The sequence below is a fragment of the Micromonospora sp. CA-248212 genome, from assembly GCF_050948405.1.
Classification (GTDB): domain Bacteria; phylum Actinomycetota; class Actinomycetes; order Mycobacteriales; family Micromonosporaceae; genus Micromonospora.
Map to the genome: position 1 here is coordinate 5,283,315 of NZ_CP192023.1, position 10,924 is coordinate 5,294,238.

Below are 10,924 nucleotides of genomic sequence, written 5' to 3' on the forward strand. Positions count from 1 at the left end.
CAGTACCGCCAGGGTCAGATCAGCGTAGGTAGATGTTCGGGGTGGGTGGGACCGCCATCTGATCACCGATGAAGAACCCCGGGTGCGGTGGCTGGTTGTAAGCGGTGTTCTGCCACGCGATCGCCACCCGGTACTGCGGGTCGTGCATCAGGGTGTAGATCCGGGTGCTGGTCGGAGTGGGTGTGCTGTAGATCCGCAACGCCCGACTGTCGGTGGTCCGCCAGATCACCTCCTCGCGCCAGTCGCCCAGGATGTCGCCGGAGAGCGACGGCGTGGACTTGGTGCCGTTGTTGGACGCGACCCCGCTGCCGTCGAGCAGTCGGGTCTCGCCCCCGGTGCCGTACTTGTCGATCCTCGTGGCGTCCAGCAGTTCCCGGACGGGGTCACCGTCCCACCAGGCGAGGAAGTTCGTCGACGATGGCTTGCGGCCGATGTTCTGCCCACGGGTGTTGGCGAGGCCGGAGACCGCCGCCGACCAGGACTCCGCGCCGGGGCTGCCGGCCCAGATGTCCGCCGAGACGCCCCGGCCGTTGTCGCCGGAGGCCGGCGTGGACCACAGGATCTGACCGGTACGGGCGTCCGCGAACCACGAGCTGGGCTTGCTGCCGTCCTCGTCGACCTTGAACACCTCCAGGCCGGCGCGGCCCGGGTCGAGATCCCCGACGTGCAGGGCGTCGCCGTGCCCGTTGCCCGTCGAGTAGAGCAGCCGACCGTTGTCGTCGATCGTGGCGGCGCCGTAGACGATCTCCTGGCGGCCGTCGCCGTCGACGTCGGCCACGGAGAGCTGGTGGTTGCCCTGGCCGGCCGCCGCGCCGTTGCCGGAGGAGTTCGAGTCGAACGTCCAGCGCTTGGTCAGCGAGCCGTTGCGGAAGTCCCAGGCCGCGATCACCGCCCGGGTGTAGTAGCCCCGCGCCATGATCAGGGACGGGCGCTGGCCGTCCAGATACGCGGTGCCGGCGAGGAACCGGTCCACCCGGTTGCCGTACGAGTCGCCCCAGGACGACACGGTGCCGCGCGGCGGGTCGTAGTTGACGGTGGATGCGATCGCGCCGGTCTGGCCGTTGAACATGGTCAGGTACTCCGGGCCGGACAGCACGTAACCGCTGGAGTTGCGGTAGTCCGCCGACGACGAGCCGATGAGCTGGCCGGTGCCGGAGCGGGTGCCGTCGGCGGTCTTCATGGCCACCTCGGCGCGACCGTCGCCGTCGTAGTCGTACACCTGGAACTGGGTGTAGTGCGCGCCGGCCCGGATGTTGCGGCCGAGGTCGATGCGCCACAACCGGGTACCGGTCAGGGTGTACGCGTCGACGTAGACGTTGCCGGTGTAGCCGGACTGGGAGTTGTCCTTGGCGTTCGACGGGTCCCACTTGAGGACGATCTCGTAGCTGCCGTCGCCGTTGAGGTCGCCGACGGAGGCGTCGTTGGCGCTGTAGGTGTAGCTCTCTCCGCTGGGTGTGGTGCCGCCCGCCGGCACCTGCAGGGGCACGTCCAGGTAGCCGTTGGCGAACTGCAGGGCCGGCGCGGACGCCGCCTGCTCGACACCGCCCACCACGGCCCGCACGGTGTACGTCGAGCCGGCCGCCGCGCCGCTGTCGAGGTAGTTGGTGGCGCCGGTGATGGGGTTGGCGTTGACCCTGGTCGAGCCGCGGTAGAGGTTGAACGACACGCCGGAGGTCTCGGTGCCGAGCAGACGCCAGGAGACCAGGTTGCCGTTGCCGGAGCGGACGCTGACCAGCCCCCGGTCCAGGTTCTCCAGCTGTTTCGCCCCGGCCGGAGGCGTGGTGGGTGGCGGCGTGGTCGGTGGGGGCGTGGTCGGTGGGGGCGTCGTGGGCGGTGGCGTCGTGGGCGGCGGGGTGGTCGGCGGTGGCGTGGTCGGGGCCGGGGTGGTCGGGTCGCCTGTGGGGGGCGCTCCGGTGCAGGTGACGCCGTTGAGCGTGAAGCTGGCCGGGGCCGGGTTGCTGCTCGTCCAGGAGGCGTTGAACCCGAACGAGGCGGTGCCGTTGGTGGCGAGCGCGCCGTTGTAGTCGACGTTGCGCGCGCTCACCTGCGCGCCGGACTGGCTGACGGTGGCGTTCCACGCCTGGGAGACCTGCTGGCCGGCGGCGTAGGACCAGGCGAGGGTCCAGCCGTTGATCTCCTCGCCGAGGTTGGTGATGGTGACGTTGGCGCCGAAGCCGCCCTGCCACTGGTTGGTGACCTGGTAGTCGACGCGGCAGCCGACGGCGGCGGCCGAGGCGACGACCGTGCCGACGGTGCCGGCCACGACGACTGCCGCCGTCGAGGCGGCGAGCAGGGTCAGCCGTTGTCTTGACGGGTGCATGAACTGCCTCCGGGGGATCCGGTGGTGACCGCTGTTGGCCCACCTGCCCTGCCCGGGAAGCACGGTGGACGGTCCGCCGCGGCGGCGACGGAACGGCGGTCTGGTCGGGGGTTGACGCCCTGGAACTCGGATCCGGCTCAGCCGCATCGTAGGGCAAGCGCTTTCCGGTCCGCAATATCGACGACCGTCACCCCGTACGGCTCTTGACCCCGCCCCACACCGCCTGATCGACTCGACCGGATGAGCGCCCCGCACATGGACCCGGACGAGTTCCGCCGCGCCGGCCACGCCGTCGTCGACTGGATCGCCGACTACTGGACGACGCTGCACCAACGACCGGTCACCTCCGCCGACCCGCCGGGCACGGTGGCGAAGGCCCTACCGGGCTCGCCGCCCACCACCGGCGGCGAACCGGTCGAAGCGCTCCTCGCCGACCTGGACACCATCGTCCTGCCCGGGCTGACGCACTGGCAGCACCCCGGCTTCTACGGCTATTTTCCGGCGAACACCTCCGGTCCGAGCCTGCTCGGTGACCTGGTCAGCTCCGGGCTCGGCGTGCAGGGCATGATGTGGGCGACGAGCCCGGCCTGCACCGAACTCGAGACGGTCATGATGGACTGGCTGGCCGAGCTGCTCGACCTGCCGCCGCGCTTCTCCTCCACCGGGCCCGGTGGCGGCGTCATCCAGGACTCGGCGTCCTCGGCGACACTGGTGGCCACCCTCGCCGCGCTGCACCGCGCCAGCGGGGGTCGTTGGCGCGCGACCGGCATCGACCGGCGCTACCGCGCGTACACGTCGGTGCACGGGCACTCCTCGATCGAGAAGGCCGCGCGGATCGCCGGACTGGGCGCGGACGGCATCCGGTCGATCGACGTCGACCCGGACACCCAGGCGCTGCGCCCGGACGCGCTGCGCGCGGCGATCGAGGCGGATCTGGCCGTCGGGGACGTACCCGCCATCGTGGTCGCGACCATCGGCACGACCTCCACCACCGCCATCGACCCGGTGGCGGAGATCGGAGCGATCTGCGCCGAGTACGGCATCTGGCTGCACGTCGACGCGGCGTACGCGGGCTCCGCCGCCGTCTGCCCCGAACTGCGCTGGTCGCACACCGGCCTGGAGTACGCCGACTCCTACTGCTTCGACCCGCACAAGTGGCTGCTCACCGGCTTCGACTGCGACGCGTTCTGGGTGGCCGACCGCCGAGAACTGGTCGAGGCGCTGACCGTGCTCCCCGAGTTCCTGCGCAACGCCGCCTCAGATTCGGGCGCGGTGCTCGACTACCGGGACTGGCAGGTGCCGCTGGGTCGCCGTTTCCGGGCCCTGAAGCTCTGGTTCGTGTTGCGCTGGTACGGCGTCGAGGGGCTGCGGGCGCACATCCGCTCGGGCGTGGCCCTGGCCGCCCGGTTCGCCGATCACCTGCGCGCCGACGACCGGTTCGAGCTGGCCGCGGCGCACCCGTTCTCGCTGGTCTGCTTCCGGCTGCGGGCCGACGACGGCACGAACGCCGAGCTGCTGGCCCGGGTGAACGCCAGCGGGCGGGCACATCTGACCCACACCCGGGTGGCCAGCCGGTACACGCTGCGGCTGGCCGTCGGCTCACCGCAGACCACCGCGGCGCACATCGACGAGACGTGGGCGCTGCTCGCCGAGGCAGCGGACAAGCTGCTGACGCGCTGACGGCCCGGACGCTACCGCCCGCCAGGTCGCCGATGTGGCGGCATCGCGACGCGGAGACCCCGCCAGATCGCCGACGTCGCGGCGTCGCCGCCTGCAGACACCGCCACATCACCGATCCGCAGTCGACCTCCCGCCGCGACGGCGGCAGAGGAGCCGCGTCCCGGCAGCCCGCCGGCAGGGCTGATGGCCGGCGGCAGCGCCGCCTGCGGGGCGAGGACCCAAATGAGCGTGATGCCTGTGAGTCATCAAGATGACTCACAGGCATCACGGTCACAGGGGGGTAGACACTCCGCCGCGAACACCGACGGGAGAGCACCAAGTCGACCGACGTCACCGGAAGCCGCCGCGCGAGTCAGCGCCCTCCCGGGGTGCCCGCCACGCTGAGATCGGCCGGTGCGCTGCCGTCGGCAGCGCCGGTGATGACAGAGACCGACTCAGGAAGCACCGGCAAGACAGCGCCGGCTGCCGTGGCCGTCTCGGTGGCGGTGGCAGCGGTGGCGCGGGCTCGACGGGTGCGCCGCAGGGCGCGTACGGCGAAGAGCAGCGCGGTCAGCCATCCGGCGGCCAGCAGGACGTAGAGGGTGGGGCGGAGCGGGCCGCCCAGCTCGGCCGACCGGATCAGGGTGCGGGCGTTGGTCAGCACGATGACGCCACCGACCGCCGCGCCCAGCAGTTGGGCGGGCACGATACGCACCAGCCAGGCGGCCAGCGGGGCGGCGACCAACCCGCCGATCAGCAGGGCGACGACGGTGGGGAGGAGGAAGCCCTCCGTTCCCAGCCCGATCAGGAAACCGACGCTGGCGGCTCCGGCGACCACGAACTCGGCGGTGTCGACCGAGCCGATCACCTTGCGGGGCTCCAGGCGACCGGAGACCAGCAGCGCCGGGGTGGCGACCGGGCCCCACCCGCCGCCGCCGGTCGCGTCGACGAAGCCGGCGACCAGGCCCAGCGGGCCGAGGAAGCGTCCGCGCAGCCGTCCGCCGACCCGACCGGTACGCAGCGGTCGGGCGAAGCGCACCAGCAGGTACGCGCCCAGGGTGAAGAGGATGGCGGCCATCCACGGCGCGGCCGACTCGGTGGAGATCGAGCTGAGCAGGGTGGCCCCGGCGAACGCGCCGATCGCGCCGGGCAGGGCGATGCGGGTGACCACCCGCCAGTCGACGTTGCCGAACCGCCAGTGCGCGATCCCGGCCGCGAGCGTGGTGCCGATCTCGGCCAGGTGCACCGACGCCGAGGCGGCGGCGGGCGCGACCCCGACTACCAGCAGCAGGGTGGACGAGGTCAACCCGTACGCCATGCCGAGTGAACCATCGATCAACTGCGCGACGAGCCCGACCAGAGCGAGGACCAGTAGCTTGCGCACGAGCGCCCCCTGACTTTTCGGTATCTCCTATCGACTTGGTCGACAATGCGGCACGGCAGAGCCGGGGTCAAGTGTCTGATCGGTGGATGGGACGCCCGCAGGTCGGCGTCGAGGCGTCCGCCCGGGGAGGCGTCAGATCCAGGCGCGCGGGTCGGCGGCCAGCTCGGTGACCCGCGCGGGCAGCGCCCCCGCGGCCACGTCGGCGACGCTGACCAGTTCCAGGATCTCGCGCTCGCTGGCGCGCAGCGCGATCCAGACCTCCTGGAGGGCGCGGGCCGGACCGTGGTAGCCGAGCTGTTCGGGGCGCTGCCCCCGCACGTGCGCGAGCGGCCCGTCGATCACCCGGATCACCTCCGCGAGAGAGATCTCCTCGGCCGGGCGGGCCAGCCAGTAGCCACCCTCCGGACCGCGCTGGGCGTGCACGATGCCACCCCGGCGCAGCTGCAACAGGATGCTCTCCAGGAACTTCGGCGGGATCTCCTGCGCACGGGCGATCTGGTCGGCGGTGACCGGCCGGCCCCGCCCGGGGCCGCTGGCCGTCGCGGCCAGCTCGGCGGCCGCGCGGAGGGCGTAGTCGACCCGGGCGGAGAGACGCATGCCGGCAAGGTTAGCCCGCAGGTCATCCGCCGGTACCGGCGACCCTCAACCGATCGGCCACGCATCGACCGACAACCAATTACGCCGCGCACCTTGATCCATTAACCGGTGGGGCCCGAAAGGCCGATTCCGAACGTCCCTATGCTGGGCGGGTAGTACGCCTGTCCGGCCGGTTGATGGAGTTCGGACCGGACGTTGATTAACCCCGGGGGAAGGCAACACGATGACCGATGTCGCCACACGCACCTGGGATGGCATGACCATCCCGATCGCCGGCACCTACCGCCTCGATCAGGCGCACAAGCGGATCGGTTTCCTGTCCCGTCACATGATGGTGAGCCCCGTGCGCGGCGAGTTCGCCGAGGCGACCGCGGAGATCACGGTCGGGGAGGATCCGCTGCGTTCCGGGGTGACCGCCACGATCGCGTCGGCGAGCATCTCCACCGGCAGCGCCGACCGGGACACCCACCTGAAAAGCGCCGATTTCCTCGACGTGGAGCGTTATCCCACTCTCGAATATCGAAGCACGGGCATCACGTGGCAGAGCAACGACGACCCGATTTTCTACTGGGCGCGCCTGCGCAACCACCGACTCGGCGGACGAGGCAGAAGTCACAATCCGCCGCCGCAGTCCGAGCCCAATCGTTTCGTGCTCGCCGGTGAGTTGACGGTGAAGGGAATCACCCGTGCGGTGGACCTACAGGTGAATTTCGGCGGCGCGCGGCGTGATCCGTACGGGCAGAACATCTTCGGATTCAGCGCGACCGCCGAGATCAACCGTGAGGACTACGGCCTGCTCTGGAACGTCGCCCTGGAGAGCGGCGGCGTCCTCGTCGGCAAGACCGTGCAGATCGAGATCGCCGGTGAGGCCATCCACCAGGCGTGACCGGTCGGGTCAGGCGCCGACGCGGCGCAGCAGACCCTCCTGGACGGCGCTGGCGATCTGCCGGCCGTCCGTGGTGAACATCCGCCCGGTCGCCAGCCCTCGCGCGCCGGACGCCGACGGGCTCCAGCAGTCGTAGAGGAACCACTCGTCGGCACGGAATGGCCGGTGGAACCACAGCGCGTGGTCCAGGCTCGCGCCGACCAGGCCGCCCGGCCCCCACACCTCGCCGTGCACGGACAGCACCGAGTCCAGCAGGGTGAGGTCGGAGGCGTAGGTGAGCGCGCACGCGTGCAGCAGCGGGTCGTCGGGCAACTTGCCGTCGATGCGCATCCAGACCCGCTGGTGCGGGTCGGCCGGTCGGTCGCCGGGGCGGACCCAGCCGGGCTCCCCCACGTAGCGCACGTCGATCGGGCGGGGGATCTGCCCCCACATGCCGAGGCGCTCGGGGTAGCGGGAGAGCCGGTCGGACATCGTCGGCACGTCCTGCGGCGGCGGCACGTCCAGCGGGGCCGGGGCCTGGTGGTCCAACCCCTCCTCGGCCCGCTGGAAGGACGCCGACATGAAGAAGATCGGCCTGTCGTGCTGGAGGGCGACCGCGCGACGCACCGAGAACGACCGGCCGTCGCGGATGTTCTCCACCTGGTACTCGATCGGCTCGGCCGGATCGCCGGGGCGGACGAAGTAGCCGTGCAGCGAGTGCACGAAGCGCTCCGGATCCACCGTGCGGCCGGCGGCGACCAGGGCCTGACCGGCAACCTGGCCGCCGTACACCCGCTGTGGACCGACCGGGGGGCTCATCCCCCGGAAGGTCATCTCCCCGGTCGGGTCGAGATCCAGCACCTCCAGCAGCTGGTCGACAGCCGCCTGGCCGACCGCGACCCGACCATCGCTCACTGCAGCGCCCGCGCCGACGCCGCGTCGACCAGCGAGCCGAGCTGGTGCACGCGCAGCGTGTTCGTCGAGCCGGGGGTGCCGGGCGGGCTGCCCGCCACGATCACCACGTAGTCACCGGGGTTGGCCCGGTCGAGGCCGAGCAGCGCCTGGTCGACCTGACGGAACATGTCGTCGGTGTGCTGCACGAACGGCATCAGGAAGGTCTCCACGCCCCAGGTGAGGGCGAGCTGGTCGCGCACCTCGGGGACCGGCGTGAAGGCCAGCAGCGGCAGGTCGCAGTGCAGGCGGGACAGCCGTCGCACGGTGTCGCCGGTCTGCGAGAACGCGACGAGCGCCTTGGCGTTGATGGCCCGGGCGATCGACGAGGCGGCCACGGTGAGCGCGCCGCCGTGCGTACGCGGGTCGTGCTGCAACCGCGGCACGCCGATCGAACCGGCCTCGGTGGTCGTCACGATCTTGGCCATGGTGCTGACGGTGAGCACCGGATACTTGCCCACGCTGGTCTCGCCGGAGAGCATGACCGCGTCCGCGCCGTCGAGCACGGCGTTGGCCACGTCCGAGGCCTCCGCCCGGGTGGGGCGGGAGTTCTCGATCATGGAGTCGAGCATCTGGGTGGCCACGATGACCGGCTTGGCGTTCTCCCGGCACAGCTGCACGGCGCGCTTCTGCACCAGCGGGACCTCGTCCAACGGCATCTCGACACCGAGGTCGCCGCGGGCGACCATCACGCCGTCGAAGGCCAGCACGATGGCCTCGAGGTGCTCCACGGCCTCCGGCTTCTCGACCTTGGCGAGCACCGGGCGGAAGACGCCCTCCTCGGCCATGATGTTGTGCACGAGCTTGATGTCCTCGGCCGAGCGCACGAACGAGAGCGCCACCAGGTCGACACCGAGGCCCAGGGAGAAGCGCAGGTCCTCGGCGTCCTTGTCCGACATGGCGGGCACGCTGACCGCCACGTTCGGCAGCGAGACGCCCTTGTTGTTGGAGACCGGGCCGCCCTCGGTGACGAGGCAGCGGATGTCGTTGCCGGTGACGTCGGTGACCTCGACGGCGACCCGACCATCGTCGATCAGCAGCCGGTCGCCGGGCTTCACCTCGTGCGGCAGCTTGGTGTAGGTGCAGGAGACCCGCTCCTTGGTGCCGAGGATGTCGTCGCCGGTGATCACGACCGAGTCACCGGTGCGCCACTCGTGCGGGCCGTCGGCGAACTTGCCGAGCCGGATCTTGGGGCCTTGCAGGTCGGCGAGGACCGCCACCGGCTTGCCGGCGGCCTCGGACGCCTCCCGGACCAGCCGGTAGACGGCCTCGTGGTCCTCGTGGCTGCCGTGGCTGAAGTTGAGCCTCGCCACGTTCATGCCGGCCTCGACGAGACCCCGGATGCGCTCCGGGGACGAGGTGGCGGGTCCAAGAGTGCAGACGATCTTCGCGCGGCGTGTCACGCCCATCAGGCTAGTCTCTCCTTCAGGTCGGACTCGGGGCCGACCCCTTGCAGGCAGTGGAACAGGTGTCCAACGACGCGTGGCACGCGTCGGGCCGGCGGGCGCAAGCGCACCGGAACGTTGTGGCGACGGGCAACGGCGACCGCGCGCCGGGAATCGTACGCCTCCGCGCGGAGCCGGTGTCGGGCCGCTCCCGGCGACGGCCCTCTGCGACGCCCCCGGGACGGGCCGAGCGGGCACGGCGGTGAGCAGGTCACGCGGCTCGTGCGTCGCCTGGACGGCCGGGGACGGCCGGCCCACGCCGTACGCGCGACGGTAACACCGGCGCCGGCCCCGACGCCGTCAGCGGCCTGACACCCGTCTCCGGATCGACGGTCAGTTACCGGCCTTGACCAGCGGGAACTCCAGCGAGCCGGCCGGGCAGAGGAAGGTCAACACGTCCACCCGGTAGAGGCCGGCCTGCACCGCCGGGTCGGCCTCCAACACGCTGCGCACGTCCTCGACGCTGCCGGTGCGGGCCAGCCCGAAGCCGATCGGCGGCTCCGGCGTACGGGCCGGGCCGTCCACCGAGCCGGAGACCAGGATGATCCCGCTGCGCTGTAGCGCCCGCATGTGCTCGGCGTGCTCGGCCTGCAACCGCTGCACGGTCTCCGGGGGCAGGGCCCGTCCGGCGGCTCCGGGATAGATCACGATGCACTCGTACGTGTCGAGCGCGAAGTCGACCTGCGGCACCTGCGGCATGGCCCTCCCTCCGCCGTCGCGCCGGCCCGGTCCGACGCCGACGCCCGAGCCGGCGTCACCGGCACGCGCCCAGCCTCGCACGTCGAAAGGGGCGGTACCCGTCGCTCCGCGCAACTCCCCCGGGTCGGTCACCGGGACGGACGGCATCCGGACACGGGCACGTGGGCGCACCCGGTGTGGTCACCGGCTACGGTGGACGGTCCAGATGTCGGTGGCGGGAGGTCGGGATGAGTGACGACGGGCCGACGTCGAGCCCTCTGTCGTACGCCGAGGTGACCGACGAGGCGTACGCCACGCGGGCCGCGGCGGACTTCCGGGCCCAGGAGTTCGAGTTCGCGGTGGTGCTCAGCGGGCGCTGTCCCCGGTGCGGCCACGCGAGCGCCACCACGCTCGTCGACGCGATCTACCGCAAGGACGCGGCGACCTCCGACCCGGGCTACCGGACGCTGCTGTGCGAGTGCGAGGCCGAGCACCCGGGGTGCCCCGCCGGGCTGCGGGGCTGCGGGGCGTACTGGACGCTCTGGCTGGAGGTCGAGGCGTGATCCGTCTCCGTCCCGGCCCGCCCGCGACCGTGGCCGACCTACGCGGCGCGCAGCAGCTCGCCGGACTGCTGCGCGGCGAGCTGGAGCGGGTACGCGCGGCGGCGCTGGCCTGGCGCAACGGCCTGGGTGGCCTGCTGGTGGCGCTGGTCGGGTTCAGCCTGATCCGGGGCCGCTCCGACGTGACCACCCTCGCCGCGGGTTGGGGCGCGCTTGTCGGGTTGCTGCTGCTCGCCGCGCTGGCCGCGGGCGTGGCCGGAGCGCTCGCGCTGCTCCGCGCGGCACACGGGCCGCTGACGGTGACCCCGGTGGCGGCTCTCCCGCCGGCCCCGCTCGGCGATCACCGGGAGGCGATGGCGGCGGTCCGGTCCCTGCGCATCGGGGTGGGGCTGGTGCTGCTGTGCACCACGCTGCTGGTCGCCGCCGTCGGCGTGACCTGGTACGCCCCCGGCCGCTGATCCTCCT

The 10,924-nt window shown here is 72.0% G+C and carries 10 protein-coding genes; 4 read left to right on the forward strand and 6 right to left on the reverse strand.

What is annotated here, in order from left to right; translation table 11 throughout:
* Window positions 1–19: 19 nt before the first annotated feature.
* On the reverse strand, window positions 20–2,320 hold the full coding sequence (locus ACQP03_RS24710) for a cellulose binding domain-containing protein (protein WP_357392793.1): 2,301 nt from the start codon (window positions 2,318–2,320) through the stop codon (window positions 20–22).
* A gap of 240 nt (window positions 2,321–2,560) precedes the next feature.
* Here ACQP03_RS24710 and ACQP03_RS24715 point away from each other — a divergent pair, with 240 nt between their 5' ends.
* A complete protein-coding gene (locus ACQP03_RS24715; RefSeq protein ID WP_357392792.1) occupies window positions 2,561–4,000 on the forward strand; it encodes a pyridoxal-dependent decarboxylase in 1,440 nt (479 codons plus the stop codon).
* Between the two features lie 352 nt (window positions 4,001–4,352).
* On the opposite strand, the gene ACQP03_RS24720 is transcribed toward ACQP03_RS24715, so the two are convergent.
* Both ACQP03_RS24720 and ACQP03_RS24725 read right to left on the reverse strand, forming a co-directional pair.
* Window positions 4,353–5,363: a sulfite exporter TauE/SafE family protein gene (locus ACQP03_RS24720; RefSeq protein WP_357127161.1), complete on the reverse strand. Its 1,011-nt coding sequence runs from the start codon at window positions 5,361–5,363 to the stop codon at window positions 4,353–4,355.
* A 132-nt stretch (window positions 5,364–5,495) separates the two neighbouring features.
* The gene (locus ACQP03_RS24725) at window positions 5,496–5,960 is read right to left on the reverse strand and encodes an RrF2 family transcriptional regulator (protein WP_030334362.1); all 465 of its coding nucleotides are present in this window, start codon (window positions 5,958–5,960) and stop codon (window positions 5,496–5,498) included.
* A gap of 256 nt (window positions 5,961–6,216) precedes the next feature.
* Between ACQP03_RS24725 and ACQP03_RS24730 the strand changes: the two genes are divergently transcribed.
* Window positions 6,217–6,846: a YceI family protein gene (locus tag ACQP03_RS24730; protein ID WP_433458658.1), complete on the forward strand. Its 630-nt coding sequence runs from the start codon at window positions 6,217–6,219 to the stop codon at window positions 6,844–6,846.
* A 9-nt stretch (window positions 6,847–6,855) separates the two neighbouring features.
* Here the strand turns inward: ACQP03_RS24730 and ACQP03_RS24735 are convergent, their stop codons facing one another.
* From ACQP03_RS24735 to ACQP03_RS24745, 3 genes are all read right to left on the reverse strand, one after another.
* Window positions 6,856–7,740 (reverse strand): acyl-CoA thioesterase, encoded by an 885-nt coding sequence (locus tag ACQP03_RS24735; protein WP_357170780.1) that lies wholly within the window; start codon window positions 7,738–7,740, stop codon window positions 6,856–6,858.
* Window positions 7,737–9,185, reverse strand: a complete 1,449-nt coding sequence (gene pyk, locus ACQP03_RS24740) for a pyruvate kinase (RefSeq protein ID WP_355049534.1) — start codon at window positions 9,183–9,185, stop codon at window positions 7,737–7,739. Before pyk ends, ACQP03_RS24735 begins: the two co-directional genes overlap by 4 nt.
* Before the next feature lie 369 nt (window positions 9,186–9,554).
* Entirely contained in the window at window positions 9,555–9,920 is a 366-nt protein-coding gene (locus ACQP03_RS24745; RefSeq protein ID WP_355049533.1) for a YciI family protein, read from the reverse strand.
* Between the two features lie 227 nt (window positions 9,921–10,147).
* Between ACQP03_RS24745 and ACQP03_RS24750 the strand changes: the two genes are divergently transcribed.
* Together ACQP03_RS24750 and ACQP03_RS24755 are read left to right on the forward strand one after the other, a co-directional pair.
* Window positions 10,148–10,462 carry a hypothetical protein gene (locus tag ACQP03_RS24750; protein ID WP_357127151.1) on the forward strand — a complete coding sequence of 105 codons (315 nt, stop codon included), beginning with the start codon at window positions 10,148–10,150 and terminating at the stop codon, window positions 10,460–10,462.
* On the forward strand, window positions 10,459–10,917 hold the full coding sequence (locus ACQP03_RS24755; RefSeq protein WP_355049531.1) for a hypothetical protein: 459 nt from the start codon (window positions 10,459–10,461) through the stop codon (window positions 10,915–10,917). Before ACQP03_RS24750 ends, ACQP03_RS24755 begins: the two co-directional genes overlap by 4 nt.
* The last annotated feature ends 7 nt before the right edge of the window (window positions 10,918–10,924 follow it).

Excerpts from the sequence above, each read along its gene's own strand:
- ACQP03_RS24710 (WP_357392793.1), bottom strand. The coding sequence starts at position 2,320 with ATGCACCCGTCAAGACAACGGCTGACCCTGCTCGCCGCCTCGACGGCG.
- ACQP03_RS24715 (WP_357392792.1), top strand. The coding sequence starts at position 2,561 with ATGAGCGCCCCGCACATGGACCCGGACGAGTTCCGCCGCGCCGGCCAC.
- ACQP03_RS24725 (WP_030334362.1), bottom strand. The coding sequence starts at position 5,960 with ATGCGTCTCTCCGCCCGGGTCGACTACGCCCTCCGCGCGGCCGCCGAG.
- ACQP03_RS24730 (WP_433458658.1), top strand. The coding sequence starts at position 6,217 with ATGACCATCCCGATCGCCGGCACCTACCGCCTCGATCAGGCGCACAAG.
- pyk (WP_355049534.1), bottom strand. The coding sequence starts at position 9,185 with ATGGGCGTGACACGCCGCGCGAAGATCGTCTGCACTCTTGGACCCGCC.
- ACQP03_RS24745 (WP_355049533.1), bottom strand. The coding sequence starts at position 9,920 with ATGCCGCAGGTGCCGCAGGTCGACTTCGCGCTCGACACGTACGAGTGC.
- ACQP03_RS24750 (WP_357127151.1), top strand. The coding sequence starts at position 10,148 with ATGAGTGACGACGGGCCGACGTCGAGCCCTCTGTCGTACGCCGAGGTG.